12 protein-coding genes are annotated in these 17187 nt (G+C 40.7%); all 12 read left to right on the plus strand.

All coding sequences use genetic code 11. The features are described 5' to 3' along the window. The first annotated feature begins 82 nt into the window (after positions 1–82). The 12 genes from AC3B6Y_RS05880 to rplK all read left to right on the plus strand — a co-directional run bounded on the left by AC3B6Y_RS05880 (position 83) and on the right by rplK (position 17165). Positions 83–8389, plus strand: coding sequence for an immunoglobulin-like domain-containing protein (locus tag AC3B6Y_RS05880; protein ID WP_489790673.1), 8307 nt, complete (start codon positions 83–85; stop codon positions 8387–8389). Positions 8390–8610: 221 nt separating this feature from the next. Beyond that, the gene (gene gltX, locus AC3B6Y_RS05885) at positions 8611–10101 is read left to right on the plus strand and encodes a glutamate--tRNA ligase (RefSeq protein ID WP_489769185.1); all 1491 of its coding nucleotides are present in this window, start codon (positions 8611–8613) and stop codon (positions 10099–10101) included. A 67-nt stretch (positions 10102–10168) separates the two neighbouring features. Further along, entirely contained in the window at positions 10169–11581 is a 1413-nt protein-coding gene (cysS, locus tag AC3B6Y_RS05890; protein ID WP_489790675.1) for a cysteine--tRNA ligase, read from the plus strand. Further along, entirely contained in the window at positions 11578–11991 is a 414-nt protein-coding gene (locus tag AC3B6Y_RS05895) for a Mini-ribonuclease 3 (protein WP_489757188.1), read from the plus strand. The genes cysS and AC3B6Y_RS05895 overlap by 4 nt, the downstream gene beginning before the upstream one ends. Continuing rightward, a complete protein-coding gene (rlmB, locus tag AC3B6Y_RS05900; RefSeq protein ID WP_489757189.1) occupies positions 11972–12745 on the plus strand; it encodes a 23S rRNA (guanosine(2251)-2'-O)-methyltransferase RlmB in 774 nt (257 codons plus the stop codon). The genes AC3B6Y_RS05895 and rlmB overlap by 20 nt, the downstream gene beginning before the upstream one ends. A 3-nt stretch (positions 12746–12748) precedes the next feature. After that, entirely contained in the window at positions 12749–13276 is a 528-nt protein-coding gene (locus AC3B6Y_RS05905; protein WP_489757190.1) for an NYN domain-containing protein, read from the plus strand. A 50-nt stretch (positions 13277–13326) separates the two neighbouring features. Beyond that, a complete protein-coding gene (locus AC3B6Y_RS05910) occupies positions 13327–14619 on the plus strand; it encodes a D-alanyl-D-alanine carboxypeptidase family protein (RefSeq protein ID WP_489790677.1) in 1293 nt (430 codons plus the stop codon). A gap of 73 nt (positions 14620–14692) precedes the next feature. Beyond that, positions 14693–15304, plus strand: a complete 612-nt coding sequence (locus tag AC3B6Y_RS05915; RefSeq protein ID WP_489790046.1) for a hypothetical protein — start codon at positions 14693–14695, stop codon at positions 15302–15304. A 34-nt stretch (positions 15305–15338) separates the two neighbouring features. Then, entirely contained in the window at positions 15339–15488 is a 150-nt protein-coding gene (rpmG, locus tag AC3B6Y_RS05920; RefSeq protein WP_489757193.1) for a 50S ribosomal protein L33, read from the plus strand. An 11-nt stretch (positions 15489–15499) separates the two neighbouring features. Beyond that, the gene (gene secE / locus AC3B6Y_RS05925; protein WP_489757194.1) at positions 15500–15673 is read left to right on the plus strand and encodes a preprotein translocase subunit SecE; all 174 of its coding nucleotides are present in this window, start codon (positions 15500–15502) and stop codon (positions 15671–15673) included. A 149-nt stretch (positions 15674–15822) separates the two neighbouring features. Next, on the plus strand, positions 15823–16371 hold the full coding sequence (nusG, locus tag AC3B6Y_RS05930; protein WP_489757195.1) for a transcription termination/antitermination protein NusG: 549 nt from the start codon (positions 15823–15825) through the stop codon (positions 16369–16371). 368 nt (positions 16372–16739) lie between these two features. Further along, entirely contained in the window at positions 16740–17165 is a 426-nt protein-coding gene (gene rplK / locus AC3B6Y_RS05935; RefSeq protein ID WP_489757196.1) for a 50S ribosomal protein L11, read from the plus strand. The last annotated feature ends 22 nt before the right edge of the window (positions 17166–17187 follow it).

The following is a 17187-nucleotide window of genomic DNA, read 5'->3' on the forward strand; positions in this document are numbered from 1 at the left end:
ATTACAAAAGATTAGACAGTTTTAATTTTGCAATTTTATTATTGGGGAATAATTAAGGTTGCGTTCTTTGGGGGAGAACTACATGAAGCACGATATTAGGGGACTTAACAAAAAGCCTAAAAAAATTGGGGTTATGGCGACGATGACGGTAACTAGTTTGGCTTTGATGGGGGTTAATAAATCCAGCCAAACAGTTCATGCGGATGTTCAAGATAGCAAACTAGACACTGATCTCAATTCAGCGGATAGTAATCCGAATCTGGCGGCAGCTACTGATCAAACAACTGCCACTAGTTCAGAGCAGGTATCAACTTCACAGTCAGCAGGACCAATGGAAACGCCATCGACACAAAATAGTGCAGCTAGAAGTCAGGCTAATGCTGACGCAGCTGTGGTTAATGATAGTACTCCGGTTAGTCCTGAGTCTACAAATGATGTTCCACAAGTTAATAATCATGTAACAACTAACTTACCAACAACTACTCAACCTGTGTCCTCATCAAGGAACTCAGCTAATAATATTGAGGCTACTGGAGATCAGAAGAGGGTGGTCAACGTGCAACCTGCTCAGTCCAAAAGCCAAGCAAGTGTCGGAGCAGAAATTCCATATGTTGCTCATGATTTAGTAGTTTATCCGGATCAAACGAACATTGACATTGATGCTGGATTGGCGGCCGGTGTTAATGGGGATTTGACCCATCAAATTCAAGTGGTTGATAATGCGGGGTTTGATCCCCAGCATTTAACCGTTAATAAAAGTTATAAAGTGTCGTACAGTGTTAGCGACGGCAGTAAGACGACTAATTTTTCAAGAAATATTGTGGTTAATCGAGATCAGGCAGCAGTAAAAACCGATGGTAAGAAGCGCTCTGTTTATGCTGGCAATGAAACCAATCACGAATATCCTAGTAAATGGGATTTTGCGGATGTGATCGATAGTGATGGTCAAGCAGTAGCCGATGCTGACAACCAAGTAGCAGTTTTAGGTTGGGACGAATTAATGGCGGCGGTTAATGATCCGGAGATGAATTATGATACCTGCACTGATAAGACCCATTTTACTGATTTTAGTGTGCCAACCAAAACAGTGACTTTAACTTATCAATTTACCGCTCTTTCGGGTCAGGTGATTAGTGTACCAGTAACGGTTCAAGTGATGCCGAACTATGCTCACGTACAGGCTCAAGCTGATCAAACTATTCCTCAAAGTCAATTAGCAACCGATCAATGGCAGGCTGCAGACGGCTACGATTTGGGCTCAGATGAAAATGGCATTACAATTACGCCAGCAGATAAGGTTGAGACGAGCGGCAATGTTGATGTCACGATGGCTGGCTTGTATGAAACAACTTATACCTATACGGATGGTAATAATCATCAGCATCAGGCAACAACGCAGGTCACGGTTAGTGCACCCACTGCTAAAGTTGTAACGCATGGTTCTACGATTGTTATGGGACCGAATACGCCAGTTTGGCAGCCAGCCGATAATTTAGATGCAATTTTTGATAGTAATGGTCAGAAAGTTGACAACCCACAATTTAGTACCGATCAGCCAGTAGATGTTACGCAAGCTGGTGAGCAAAAGGTTAATTATCACTATACAGATGAATATGGTAATGATATTACGTCGCCAGAAACAATTCATTTAGTTAGAAGTCAAGTCGCCTTAGTTGGTCAAAATTTGACTTTAGTTGCTGGACCTAACACCACTTGGAATCCGATTGAGGGGTTAGCTTATTTAACTGATGAAACTGGCAATAAAGTTCAACCAAGTGATCTCAACGCAGCTAATTTAACAGTTAGTGGGGACAATGTTGATCCACACAATCCAGGTGTTTATAACGTTCATTATGTTTATATTGATTCCGTTGGTAATCAAGCGGAGACTGATTGCCAGGTGACAGTTGTCTCGGATATTTCGGCTATTGAAGCCCAAGGTACAACCGTCACCCAAAGTAACCAACCAGCCAAGGCTTGGACTAAGAATCAATCACTAGCTTTAATTAACCGTTTTTTGGATGAACACGGAAGTACGTTGATTGGTCGCAACGGCACGATTGATCCGGATTTAGTCACGATTAGTTATCAAAAAAAAGAGGGTCAAAATTACACGCCTGTTAATAATGTTGACGTGACCACTCCGGGCTATTATGAAATTGATTATAGTTATACCGATCATGCAGGCAAGACTTCGACCAGCAAGGTGATAGTGATGGTGGCCCCGGATATTGCCGACATGACAGTGCAAGATATTACGGTGACCCAAAGTAACAAAGCTACTAATGCATGGAATGATTCGAAGTCGTTGGCCTTGATTAATCGCTTGGTTAACGAACGCGGCAACACGTTAATTGGTCGTGACGGCACGATTAAGCCCAATTTAGTGACAATTAGTTATCAGAAAAAAGACGGTGACCAGTACACCGATGTCGATAATGTTGATGTGACCACACCCGGTTATTATGAAATTAATTATAGCTATACCGACGGTGTGGGTAAGACGGTGACCAGCAAGGCGATCGTGATGGTTGCGCCCGACATTGCTAACATTACGGCACAAGACACAACGGTGACCCAAAGTAACAAAGCGTCCAATGCGTGGAATGATTCGAAATCGTTAGCTTTGATTAATCATTTTGTGAGCGAGAATGGGAATACGTTAATTGGTCGCGATGGCACGATTAATCCGAACTTAGTGACGATTAGTTATCCGCAAGGCGATGTTGATGTAACCACGCCGGGACAATACCCGATTAATTATAGCTACACTGACAATGCGGGTAAGACCGTGACAGCTACAGCCAAAGTTACTGTTAATCCAGATGTTGCAAACCTTGCAACGCAAGGCACTACTGTCTCACAAAGCTCTAAGGCTAATGCTAGCTGGACTGAGGATCAATCCTTGGCCCTCATCACCCAATTAGTTGATGAAAAGGGTAATAGCTTACTAGATAGCAAGGGTCAAGTAATTGATCCTACTAAAGTGAAAATTACCTATCCTAATGGAAAAGTTGACGTTACGACTCCCGGTCATTATGAAATTAATTATAGTTATACGGACAATGCTGGTAAGACGGTAACTAGTCAAGCCACTGTGGTGGTTGCTTCCGATATTGCTGACATTACAGCGCAAGATACGACGATCACCCAAAGTAATCAAGCTGCTAATGCGTGGAATGATTCAAAATCGTTAGCCTTGATCAATCGTTTGGTGAATGAAAGTGGTAATACGTTAATCGGTCGTGATGGGACAATTGCTCCTGGTTTAGTGACAATTAGTTATCAGAAAAAAGACGGTGATCAGTATATCAATGTTGATAATGTTGATGTGACGACGCCGGGTTATTATGAAATTAATTATAGTTATACTGATGGTGTGGGCAAGACGGTAACCAGTAAGGCAATGGTCATGGTAGCCCCTGATATCGCCAACATCACAGCTCAAAATACAACGGTGACCCAAAGTAATCAAGCTGCCAATGCGTGGAATAAGTCGAAGTCGTTAGCCTTGATCAATCGCTTGGTGAACGAAAGTGGCAATACGTTAATTAGTCGCGATGGGACGATTGCGCCTGGTTTAGTGACAATTAGCTATCAGAAAAAAGACGGTGATCAGTATATCAATGTCGATAATGTTGATGTGACGACGCCGGGCTATTATGAAATTAATTATAGTTATACCGATGGTGCAGGTAAGACGGTAACCAGTCAAGCCACTGTGATGGTCGCGCCCGATATTGCCGATATTACAGCGCAAGATACAACGGTGACGCAGAGTAATCAAGCAACTAATGCGTGGAATAAGTCCAAGTCATTAGCTTTGATCAATCGCTTGGTGAACGAAAGTGGTAATACGTTGATTGGTCGTGATGGGACGATTAATCCTAATTTAGTGACAATTAGTTATCAGAAAAAAGACGGTGATCAGTACATTGATGTCGATAATGTTGATGTGACGACACCGGGTTATTATGAAATTAATTATAGTTATACCGATCATGCTGGTAAAACCGTGACCGCTAAAGCCACTGTGATGGTCGCCCCCGATATTGCTAGCATTACAGTGCAAGATACAACGGTGACGCAAAGTAACAAAGCAACTAATGCGTGGAATGATAATAAATCTTTGGCTTTAATCAGTCGTTTTGTCAGTGAGAGTGGTAATACATTAATTGGCCGTGATGGCAAAATTAATCCTAATTTGGTGACAATTAGTTATCAGAAAAAAGACGGTGATCAGTACATTGATGTCGATAATGTTGATGTGACGACACCAGGCTATTATGAAATTAATTATAGTTATACCGATCATGCTGGTAAAACCGTGACCGCCCAAGCAACCGTGATGGTGGCCCCCGATATTGCTAGCATTACGGCTCAAAATACGACGGTAACGCAAAGTTCCCAACCAGCTAATAGCTGGAATGATAATAAATCTTTGGCTTTAATTAGTCGTTTTGTCAGTGAGAGTGGTAATACGTTAATTGGGCGCGACGGCAAAATTGATCCTAATTTAGTGACGATTAGTTATCCCCAGGGGAATGTGGATGTAACCACGCCCGGACAATATCAAATTGACTACAGTTATACCGATCATGCAGGCAAGACAGTGACCACAACAGCTACCGTCACTGTGAAGGCCGATCAAGCTCAAATGCAAACGCAAGATCAGACCATCACCCAAAGCACTGACGAACACGCTGCTTGGACTGATAATCAATCCTTAGCCTTAATCACCCAATTAGTTGATGAAAATGGCAGTAGTTTACTGGATAGTAACGGCAAGGTAATTGATCCCTCTCAAGTAACAATTAGCTATCCTAATGGTCCGGTCGACGTGACGAAACCGGGTAATTATGAAATTGTTTATAGCTACACTGATCACGCTGGTAAAACAGTAACAGCTATCGGAACAGTGACAGTTGTTCCCGCTTCAAAGATTATGGTTCACAATACGTTAGTAATTATTGGTCCGAATACACCAGCTTGGCAGCCAGCCGATAACTTTGATCAAGTAACAGATAGTCAAGGTCAAGTAGTCACTAATCCTAATTATCATGTTGATGGGTCAATTGATGTGACGCAAGCAGGTGATCAAAGCGTTATTTATCACTATACTGATGATTTGGGGAATGATATTACAGCTTCGGCAACAGTTCAGGTCGCTAACACTCAAGTTGCCTTAACCGGTAAAAATCAGACTATCATTGCTGCTGCTGACGCTAAATGGCAACCAATATCTGGGTTAGATCATCTGGTTGATGAATATGGTAATATCATTCAGCCTAGTGATATTGACCAGAGTCGGTTAACCATTAGTGGGGATGAAGTGGATCCTACAAAACCAGGCAATTATCAAGTTCATTATATTTATACCGATTTAGCGGGCAATCAAGCCCAAGCTGATGCTGATATCCAAGTTTTGAGCCCGATAGAGATCAAGGCGCATGATTCAACTATTATTGCCGGCCCACAAGCTTCTTGGAAGGCTCAAGATAATCTGACTAGTGCGACTGATGAGAATGGTAGTTCTTTAAATATTGAGCAACTGCAAGTTACGGGAGCAGATCAAGTTAATCCACAAGTACCAGGCGATTATGTTGTCACCTATGAATATACCGATCAAGATGGTAATCATCAAGCAACAGCAGTTACAGTCCATGTCGTCTTAAGTCAAGTGGCATTAGTTGGTAAAGATCAAACGGTAGTTGCTGGCACTAGTGTCCATTGGGATCCAGTAACTGGATTAGATCACTTGGTGGATGAGCAAGGCAATCTGGTGCAACCGAGCGCTATTGACCCAAGTCGCTTAACTATTTCTGGTGATCAAGTAGATCTAACAACACCTGGAAAGTATGTAGTGCATTATGTTTACACTGATTTGGCTGGCAATCAAGTCCCGGCAGATTCGACGATTACTGTAGTCGCCGATGTATCAGAGATTAAAGCACGAGCCACTACTTTGATTTCTAAACCTAATGCGCAATGGAGTGATGAACAGTCCTTGGCTTTGATCACTAGTTTAGTCGATGAGCATGGTAATAGTTTATTAGATTCAGACGGTAAAGTGCTTGATCCTAGTCAAGTGGTTATAAGTTATCCTCACGGCAAAGTCGATCCTAGTACTCCAGGAGAATATCAGATTAATTATAGTTATACTGATGGTGCAGCGAAAACTGTGACGGATAGTATTTTGATTACCGTTCAAGCAAGTAAAGCGCAAATTATTACGCACCCAAGTACAATTACAGCCGGTGCGGATGCTTATTGGGATCCAATGCTCAACTTGGATCTTCAGCATTGTACTGATGAGAAGGGTAATCCGTTAAATAAGGATCAAATTAAGGTTACCGGTAGTGTGGATGTGACAACTCCGGGAACTTATACAATTCATTATGCTTATGTGGATAGTGAAGGAAATACTTGGACCCAACAAGATGCCGTGGTAACAGTGAAGGCTAAAGAGACAGACACAGGCGAAGTTCCAACGGATCCTAGCGATGGTCAAAATCCGGATATTAATCCAGGCACCAATCCAACAGATCCGAATAAACCAGGAGAATTGCCAGGCACGAATCCTGGAGATAATCATCAACCAGATACTAATCCAGGCACCAATCCAACAGATCCGAATAAACCAGGAGAATTGCCAGGCACGAATCCTGGAGATAATCATCAACCAGATACTAATCCAGGCACCAATCCAACAGATCCGAATAAACCAGGAGAATTGCCGGGCACGAATCCTGGAGATAATCATCAGCCAGATACTAATCCAGGCACCAATCCAACAAATCCAAATAAACCAGGAGAAGCTTCAAGTTATACGGTTCATGTCACTGATTTTCATGTACAACTAGGTGATGGGCGAGTTTGGACACCACAAACGACTTTTGCGGGTATTACTGATGCAGCTGGGCAACCAGTTTCTGTTGATACACAAAAAATTCCACAAGTGGCTGATGAAAAACAAGTGCCTGCTGAGACAGGATTATACTATTCCGGTAATGTGAACATTGATAAAGTAGGCGATTACTACGTCACTTATTATTATCGTGCTGCCAATGGTCAGCTGTATCAAAGCATTGCCCACATTCAAGTAGCAGGTCAGGATGTTAAACCCAATTATGCAGTGCATGTGACGAACTTTAGTTCACTAGTGGGTGACGGGCGAGTTTGGACGCCCAAGACGACTTTTGCGGGCATTACTGACAGGGAGGGACATTCCATTGCGGTGGATACCGATAATATCCAGCAAGTCGCTGATGTTGATCATGTTCCAACCACTGCTGGACTCTATTATTCTGGTAATGTCAATGTTAACGAAGCGGGAGATTACTTTGTCACCTATTATTACCGTTCGGTGGAAGGGCAATTATATCAAAGTGTTTCGCATGTCAAAATAGCGGGTAAAAATAACTATACCGTTCATGTCACTAATTTTAGTTTGCAGTTGGGAACGGGGCAGATTTGGACACCGCAAACGACCTTCGCCGGCATTACTGATGAAGTTGGTCAACCCGTCACAGTGGATTCGACCAAGATTTCGCAAGTTAGTGATCAAGATCATGTGCCGCTAACTGTAGGATTATATTATTCGGGAACAGTGGATTTGACCAAGGCCGGCGATTATACGGTGATTTACTACTATCGGGCTTCTAATGGTCAGTTATATCAAAATACTTCTAATGTCAAAGTAACAGCTAAAGATAGTAATCCTAACAATTCGGGAACGAATAATAATCCTGCACCACCAAGTGGTTCTGAGAATACTGTTCCAACAACGCCTGCTCCGACGCCTAGTACGCCCAATTATGTTGTTCATGTGACGGATATTAATTTACCAGTTGGTAGTAACTGGACACCACAAGCTAGTTTTTCAGGTTTAACAGATAAAAATGGTTACCAAATTAGTGTGAATACGAATAATATTGAGCATGTTAGTGATCAAGATCATGTGCCTGCTTCGGTTGGTTTATACTATTCCGGCCAGGTTAATACTCAAAAAACGGGTAATTATTCTGTGACGTATTATTATCGAGCAACTGACGGAAAGTTGTATCAAAATACGGCGATCGTTAAAGTGACGGATGCTCTTAATCAACCAAGTTCTACAACACCGCCAAATCAAACAATAACCACGGCTAAGCCATTGGCGACGCAACCTAAGCCGATTTTCCAGAATGCCGGGGCGACGACGCCATTGACTACACAACGGCCACCAATGACCAGCTTGACAGCTGACCCACAGCAAAAATCGCAGAGTAATCAAGAAAGTTACCCGCAAACGGGGAATGATTCTGCAACTTCTTGGCAAGTTGCGGGCGGATTACTCGCCGCAGCTGATGTTTTGTTAGCGAAGTTTGGTTATAAGCGCAAGCAATAAATTTAATTAATTAAATGATATTGATACCAAGATGTTTAAAATTGAGTACGATAAAAAAGAAAATGTTCGCTTCAATTAGGACGAGCATTTTCTTTTTTGCACCTCATATTTGTGGATGAAATTCGAATTAAATCGAAGAATCCTGCTTGGAAGTTTTGACTTTTAAGTAAAAGTAAGTAAGCTATATAATAGAAAGTCTTGTCAAGAAAGAGGAGTTAGTTTTGACTGATAATAAAATTCGGGTTCGTTATGCACCCAGTCCTACAGGACATTTACACATTGGTAATGCGCGGACAGCGTTATTTAATTATTTATTTGCTCGTCACAATAAAGGAACATTTGTGATTCGGATTGAAGACACAGATACTAAGCGTAATGTTGAAGGTGGCGAACAAAGTCAATTAGAAAATCTGAAATGGCTCGGAATGGATTGGGATGAAGGTCCTGACGTAGGCGGTGATTACGGTCCATATCGGCAATCAGAACGTCAAGCGATTTACCACAAGTACATTCAACAACTGATTGATGCCGGTGTAGCTTACGAGTCATATAAAACGGAAGCAGAATTGGAACACGATCGGGAAATTCAAAAGGCTGCCAAAATCATGCCTCATTATGAATATGAATTTGCTGGTATGACTGAGGAACAAAAGCAAGCCAAGATTGCGGAAGCAAAAGCACAAGGCATTAAGCCTGTTATTCGGATTAAAGTTCCTAAAGATAAAGTCTATGAATGGGACGATATGGTTAAGGGCAAAGTTAAGTTTGACGCTAATACCATTGGTGGCGATTGGGTGATCCAAAAGCGTGATGGCATGCCAACTTACAACTTTGCCGTCGTGATTGATGATCACTTAATGGAAATTTCGCATGTCTTACGCGGTGATGATCACGTAGCTAATACGCCCAAGCAATTAATGATTTATGATTATTTGGGTTGGCAACCACCGAAGTTTGGTCATATGACTTTAATTATCAATAGTGCTACGGGTAAAAAACTCAGCAAGCGTGATGAAAGTGTCTTGCAATTTATTGAACAATATAAAGAACGTGGTTATTTACCAGAAGCAATGTTTAACTTCATTACCTTATTAGGCTGGTCGCCAGTTGGTGAAGATGAAATTTTTACGCGCAAACAGTTTATTAAACAATTTGATCCCAAGCGTTTAAGTAAGTCACCCGCCGCTTTTGATCAAAAAAAGCTGGAATGGGTTAATAACCAATACGTTAAGGCAGCCGATTTAAGTAAAATTACTGATTTGTCAATTGTTAATTTACAAGAAGCCGGCTTGTTGCCGCAACAATTGGATACCAAGACCATTGAGTGGGCGCGGGCGTTAGTCGCCTTATTTAAGGATCAGATGAGTTACACGAGTCAAATTGTGGAATTATCTCAAATTTTCTTTAAAGATCCTGATCAATTAGACGAGCAAGCGATGGCAGAATTGCAAAAAGATGATGCCTTGAAAACTTTAGAAGTCTTTCAAGCGAAAATTGCTCAATTACCGCGGTTTACAGCAACTCAGATTATGCAAGCTATTTTTGCTGTTCGTGATGAAGTAGGCGTTAAGGGACGTAAATTGTATATGCCAATTCGTATTGCAACTACTCGCTCCATGCATGGCCCGGGAATTGGTGAATCAATTGAATTGTTAGGCTTAGAACGCTCACAAAAGCATTTAGCTGAGACGTTAAAGCAACTAGCAGACTAGTTATTAAAAAACAGCGTATGATAAGTGTGAATAATCATCGGCTGTTTTTTTCGTAAGAGGTGAACTGATGATTAAAATTTATAGTACGTTAACGAGAACCAAAGAAGAATTAGTACCGTTAGAAGCTAATAAAATTCGGATGTATGTTTGTGGCCCGACGGTGTACAACTATATCCACATCGGTAACGCGCGCTCATTAGTCGCGTTTGATACGATTCGCCGGTATTTAGAGTATCGTGGTTTTCAAGTTAATTACGTCTCTAATTTTACGGACGTTGACGATAAGATTATTAAGGCAGCCCAGCAACAGCAAATTACACCACAGCAATTAACTAGTAAGTATATCGCCGCTTTTAATGAAGATCGGGATGCTTTGAATGTTTTGCCGGCCACACGTAATCCCCAAGCGACGCAGAATATTCCCGAGATTATTGCCTTTATTCAAGATTTAATCACAAAGGGCTATGCTTATGAGAGCGCTGGTGATGTGTATTATCGAACTCGTAAGTTTTCAGCGTATGGGCAATTATCACATCAAGCAGTTGACGATTTAGAACAGGGCGCCAGTCAACGAATTACAGCACAAGAAACAGCCAAAAAAGCTGATCCTCTAGATTTTGCTTTATGGAAAAAAGCACCTGCTGGAGAATTATCTTGGTCCTCGCCGTGGAGTAAAGGGCGCCCAGGTTGGCATATTGAATGTTCAGTTATGGCCACCAAATATTTAGGAGCAACCATTGACATTCATGCAGGTGGGGAAGATTTAATTTTTCCACATCACGAAAATGAAATTGCCCAGAGTCAGGTGCATACTGGACAAAAATTCGCCAATTATTGGTTGCATAATGGTTTTGTGACGGTGGGTGAAGATAATGAAAAGATGAGTAAATCCTTGGGCAACTTTGTGACGGTTCATGAATTACTCAAAACGGTTGATCCCCAGGTATTACGGTTGTTTATTGCTAGTACACAATATCGCCGCCCAATCCAATATTCAGCTACTAATTTACGAACTGCAGCGAACAATTTGCAACATTTACAAACAACTTGGCAAAATTTAATTTTCCGTCAGGAGAACTTAGATCAAACCACGGCTTTTGATGCCGAACTAGCTCATCAGCTCAGTCAATTAGAACAACAATTTCAGGCACATATGGACGATGATTTTAATGTGCAAAATGGGTTAAGTGACCTGTTTGAAGTGATGCGCTTAATTAATTCATATGTTGATCAAACAGCAGTCAATGCGCAAAACTTGGCCCAATTAAAAGCGACTTATTCTCAGTTGGCTGGAATCTTTGGTTTAGTGTTTGAGCAGACTTCTAGTGTTGATGCGCAAATTCAACAATTAATTACGCAAAGAGACCAAGCGCGAGCAGCCAAAGATTTTGCAACCAGTGATGCAATTCGGGATCAACTACAAGCACAAGGAATTATTTTAGAAGACACTCCTCAAGGAACACGGTGGCATAAACAATGATTGATTATCAACAATTAAATGGTGTAACTTTGGCTTACCTAGGTGATGCAGTCTGGGAAACTATTGTCCGCCAACACTTATTAGAGCAAGGTCTAACCAAAGTTAACCGGCTCCAAAAGCGGGCGACGCATTTTGTGTCAGCTAAATCACAGGCGGCGTTAATTGCTTTAATGCAACAACAAGAGATTTTAACCCCTACAGAAGTGGCAGTTTTTAAACGCGGCCGTAACGCTAAGAGTTATACGCACGCCAAAAATACTTCTGTCCAAACCTATAATATTTCGACTGGTTTTGAAGCAATTTTTGGATATTTACAAATTAGTGGACAATTGGAGCGGGTCCAACAATTAGCACAATGGTGCATTGAACAAGTAGAGGCAGGTCATAGTGATGAATTCAACTTCCAATAGTCAAGCTAATCAAGCAGAAATAATTTTCGGACATCATGCTGCCTTGGCGGTATTACAAGCTGAGGATGCTCCACAAAAAGTTAACAAGATTTTTTTACAACGTGGCTTACACAATGACGGTATTAAAGCCGCTGTTAAAATTGCCCGGGAAAAACATCTGGTAACGCAAGATGCGCCCAAACAAAAATTAGATGAATTGTCCCAAAATGGAAATCATCAGGGCATTGTTTTAACCGTGACACCTTTTTTGTATACGCCATTAGCGGATTTGTTAGCGCAGTTGAAGCAACGTCAAGAAGAACCGTTCTTTTTAATCTTGGATAATTTAAACGATCCGCACAACTTTGGTTCAATTTTACGAACAGCGGATGCGGTGGGCGTCAATGGTATTATTATTCCTAAACGCCGCTCCGTTGGGGTAACTTCGGTGGTAGCTAAAACATCCACGGGGGCGATTGAACATTTACCCATTGTTCGGGTAACCAATTTAGTCCGCACGATTCAAGATTTAAAAGAACAAGGGATTTGGATCTTTGGAACAGATATGCATGGCAGTGATTATCGGACTTGGAATGCTAAAGGGGCGATTGCGTTAGTCATTGGTAATGAAGGTAAAGGTTTATCGCCATTAGTTAAAAAACAAGTTGACCAGATGCTGACGATTCCAATGATTGGTCACGTACAAAGTTTGAATGCTAGTGTAGCAACCGGCGTCTTGTTGTATCAAGCTTTTAGCAATCGGGAAAGTCAGTAGTATATGAAAAAAAATATCTTAATTGTAGATGGCTATAACGTTATTGGCAGTTGGCCACAATTAAAAAAATTAAAGCAACAGGATTTACTGGCGGATGCGCGTGATCAATTATTGGCAACATTGGCGGATTATCGCAAGTTTTTTGAAGGGCAAATTATTGTGGTGTTTGATGCGATGTATGTTCCTGGTTTAAAAGAACAATTTACCAAATGGGATCTTGATGTAATTTTTACACCGGAAGATGTGACCGCCGATACCTATATTCAAAACTTGAGTAACGAACTCAATATATTAACCAATCAAGTTACGGTCGTTACTTCTGATCAAGCAGTCCAATGGACGATTTTTTCGCGGGGTGCGATTCGGATTCCATCGTATGAATTATATAAACGAATTAAAGAAATGCGCCAACAATTACACCAAGAAAGTCGCGAACGTTTTGACCGGGACATTCAGCGCAATAGTCCATGGAGGGAAGATCAATTAAAAGAACTCGAACATTTACGCGACCAATTATCTTCCAATTCTTAACTTTTTGTCTGATTTTATTATTAGTGGGCTGTTCCACACAACGGCAGCAAATGAATTTGTTAGCTGCTAAGCAATTAGTACAAAATGGCCACTATCAAGTTGCACAAACTGTCTTACGGCAAAGTGATTCCACACTTGCCAAAGATTATTTGCACCAAATTCGGTTATTAACTACCGCCCAAAAACAATTTAATCAGCAAAAGTGGGATCAATTGACGGCGACCACTAACCAATTAACCACAACTAAAACTTTACCGAAGATCAAAAAGACAGCCCAGCGTTTGCAACAGCTAAGTCAGCAAATTACGGCTACGGCGGTACCACTGCCAAAAGATAACTATCATGTTGTCAGTCCTGCTTTTCAGAATGTGACGGCAGGAATTTTGGTGGATCAAACGACGGGACAAATTTTGTGGCAAAAAAATGCGCAAGTGAGCCAGCCTGTTGCTTCAATATCTAAATTATTAGCCGTTTTAACTGTTGAGTACACGCTAAAGAAGCGCCATTTATCTTTGCAAACTCCTATGGTAGCTTCCTCGGTGATTGCTGGTTTGGAAAAAAAATCTAATTTAAGTAGTGCTCATCTGCAGGTGGGAGCACGTTATACTGTGCAGCAATTATTACAGGCAGCGATGCTAGCTAGCGCTAACGATGCAATTATGGTGATTGGTCAAAATCTGTACGGTAGTCAAGCACAATTTGTGCAAAAAATGTTACAACAAGCGCAGAAGTTACATTTAACCAAATATCAAATTGTTAATGCTAACGGTCTGCCTAGATCCATGGATCCAGCGGTCAATAATAATCCACAAACAACTGCCACTGAAAATGAATTATCAGCAGTGGCAGTAGCTAAAATCACACAAAAATTGTTACAAGTTGATCCACAAATTTTAAACTTAACGAAGCCAAAGCAAATGCAATTAGGTCAACACGAATTAGCCAATACTAACCAGTTAGTACCTGGCGGTAAATTTGCTACTAAAGGTTATGTAGTTGATGGCTTAAAAACCGGTACTGGTAATTTAGCTGGTGCTGGTTTAGTGGCCACCGCTAAGTTACACCGGCGACGAGTAATTTTGGTGATTTTACATGCAAATAGTGATGCCGCGCGCTTTAGTCAAGCCACGGCGATCTTGAATTTTGTTCAAGCGCATTTGCAACTACAAAAAGTCGCAATGAGGCATTGGTCTGGCTCTCAGAAGCAATTTTTATGGACAACTAGTCAGCCTAAACCAGTGCTAAAAGATGCTTATCATGCAAATATTATGCAAAAAAATCCTAAAATTACTGTAAAAAAAGTTATTAACTCACAAAAAGTTATTTATTTATCAAATTTTTAAACGTTCGTTCGCTTATCAAATGAAATTAAATTTGCTATATTATCCATGAATTCTTTAAAAATTAAATAATATTATGATAGCTAAGCAGGCGCTTCAACAAGAATTGGCATGGATTAAATTGGTACGTGAACACAATAATTCGCAGGCATTAGAATGTTTAGTGCAAAAATATTTACCTTTGATTGAAAGTACCAGTCAAAAATATCGTTTACGTCTATTTGATCGAGATGATTGGCGGCAAGAGGCGCGTATTGTATGTTTAGAAACCTGTCAAATCTTTGATGAGCGTCAAGGATCACGTTTTGGGAGTTTTTATAAGTTGCGTTTACAAAACCATTGGACTAATTTAGTGCGTCAGCAATTGGCATTAAAGCGGCAAACAAACGTTAATGCTGTGTCAATGGAAGCTTTAGCACAGGCTAATCCAGAATTGGAAAATGATTTGTGTTGGCAATTGACGACGTTCAAAAATGAAGTAGAGTTTTTGTCAACAGAGTTTCCCCACATGCTGCAACAATTGTCGTTAGTGGAATTACAAGGCTTGCGCTTTTTATTAGGGACTGACTTAGAGCAAGTCACACGACACTCCGCTTATTCGAAAACGCAGATTCTCCAAGCTAGTCAGCGAAGTCGCTTAAAGTTTTTGGCGTTTTACCAGCGCTTAGGTCTTGACACTCCATCTTAGAGTCAGTATAGTTAAAATTGACGTAGGTGATATAATGAAACGAGTTAAAGTTGTTTTGGAATGTAGCGTGTGTGGTGCACACAATTATCACACTTTAGTAGCGACTGACCGTAAGCAGCGCTTTACCATTAAAAAATTTTGTAACCATTGTAATCAGCACACGATTCATCAGGAAACTAGATAGAGGGATTGTTAATGAAATTTTTAAAAAGTGTTATGCAAGAAATGAAATTAGTTCAATGGCCCACAGCTAAAGAAAATCGTCATGATACGATGACGGTGATCTTAACTTCTATTTTCTTTGCACTCTTCTTGGGCGCTTGTGATTGGTTGTTCCAAACGCTTGTTACTTTATTTGTTTCTCACTAAATTACCAAGACTGGCTAGATTGCAGTTGAAACTTTTTGAATAATTTGTAGTTTATTCCATAATTTGCTATGCTATAAACAGTGCTTAATAAAAACTTCGTTGAAACGAGGTTTTTTTTGTTTGATTGAATACTAAGGAAGGTTAGATTAATGGCAGAACAAGATCAAAAAATGTGGTATGTTTTACATACCTATTCCGGATATGAAAATCGTGTTAAAGAAAATTTGCAATCACGGGCGCAATCAATGGGCATGGAAGACTATATTTTTCAAGCAGTTGTTCCTGAAGAACAAGAAACAGAAACCAAAAATGGTAAGACAAAAACAGAAATGAAAAAAACTTTCCCTGGCTACGTATTAGTCGAGATGGTAATGTCTGATCAGTCTTGGTTTGTGGTACGAAATACTCCCGGTGTTACAGGATTTGTTGGAAGCCACGGTGCTGGAAGCAAGCCAGCGCCACTCTTGCCTGAAGAAGTTGATGCAATCTTAAATACGATGCAGCAAGATCAAACGCCATATGATATTGATTTTGAAGTAGGAGAAGTGGTTAAGATTCAAGACGGTGGTGCATTCTCAGGAATGGAAGGGACGATTACCGAAATTGATAATGAACATGGGAAGGTCAAAGTTGAGATTAATATGTTTGAACGAATGACCGAAGCGGAAATTGATTATCAAAGTATCACCAAGGCTTAAGAACAAGGTGATATTGCTTAATGTTCCGAGGAGCAAAAGCTTATATTTAACTATAGAGAATAACTCAAGCATAAGCCATTGTCCTAGGTTAATTTCCGACTTTTAAGCGCTCTTTGTCGCAGTAATTGACATAAGCCACTTCAAAGAACAAGAACTTGCGCCTAACTACAACTAAGTTCTCAAGTTAAAATACCACTTAAGTACTTAGTTTAGGTTAGTGCTCAGTTAAAAAACGTTCTTTGTCGCAGTAATTTGTATATCATTGAAATTTATGTTATTCTGTCTAAGAATGTCTTAGACATTTCTGTGGGAGGGAAAATTTCAATTCCCATTTTTGACCACATCACGGACTTAAGGAGGTATGTACCGTGGCTAAAAAAGTTGCAAATGTTGTTAAATTGCAAATTCCAGGTGGAGCAGCAACACCAGCTCCTCCAGTTGGTCCAGCTTTAGGACAAGCCGGAATTAATATCGTTGAATTTACGAAAGATTTTAATGCACGGACCGCTGATCAAAAAGGAATGATTATTCCTGTAGTGATCACGGTTTATGAAGATCGTTCGTTTGATTTTGTTACCAAGACGCCACCAGCAGCTGTATTATTGATGCAAGCAGCTGGTGTCAAGAAGGGTTCCGGTAATCCTCGTGACGAAAAGGTAGCGAAAGTTACTAAAGATCAAGTACGTGAAATTGCTGAAACAAAGCTGAAAGACTTGAATGCTAATGATGTCGAAGCCGCTATGCGGATGATCGAAGGAACAGCACGGAGTATGGGCTTTACAGTTGAAGGTTAATCTTCACTAACTTTAATCAATC

This window comes from Bombilactobacillus sp. ESL1092 (genome assembly GCF_058107465.1).

What these genes read in the sequence shown, in the direction of transcription:
- cysS (WP_489790675.1), top strand. Translation starts at nt 10,169, where the DNA reads ATGATTAAAATTTATAGTACGTTAACGAGAACCAAAGAAGAATTAGTA.
- AC3B6Y_RS05880 (WP_489790673.1), top strand. Translation starts at nt 83, where the DNA reads ATGAAGCACGATATTAGGGGACTTAACAAAAAGCCTAAAAAAATTGGG.
- AC3B6Y_RS05905 (WP_489757190.1), top strand. Translation starts at nt 12,749, where the DNA reads ATGAAAAAAAATATCTTAATTGTAGATGGCTATAACGTTATTGGCAGT.
- secE (WP_489757194.1), top strand. Translation starts at nt 15,500, where the DNA reads ATGAAATTTTTAAAAAGTGTTATGCAAGAAATGAAATTAGTTCAATGG.
- AC3B6Y_RS05895 (WP_489757188.1), top strand. Translation starts at nt 11,578, where the DNA reads ATGATTGATTATCAACAATTAAATGGTGTAACTTTGGCTTACCTAGGT.
- rpmG (WP_489757193.1), top strand. Translation starts at nt 15,339, where the DNA reads ATGAAACGAGTTAAAGTTGTTTTGGAATGTAGCGTGTGTGGTGCACAC.
- rlmB (WP_489757189.1), top strand. Translation starts at nt 11,972, where the DNA reads ATGAATTCAACTTCCAATAGTCAAGCTAATCAAGCAGAAATAATTTTC.
- AC3B6Y_RS05915 (WP_489790046.1), top strand. Translation starts at nt 14,693, where the DNA reads ATGATAGCTAAGCAGGCGCTTCAACAAGAATTGGCATGGATTAAATTG.
- nusG (WP_489757195.1), top strand. Translation starts at nt 15,823, where the DNA reads ATGGCAGAACAAGATCAAAAAATGTGGTATGTTTTACATACCTATTCC.
- AC3B6Y_RS05910 (WP_489790677.1), top strand. Translation starts at nt 13,327, where the DNA reads ATGAATTTGTTAGCTGCTAAGCAATTAGTACAAAATGGCCACTATCAA.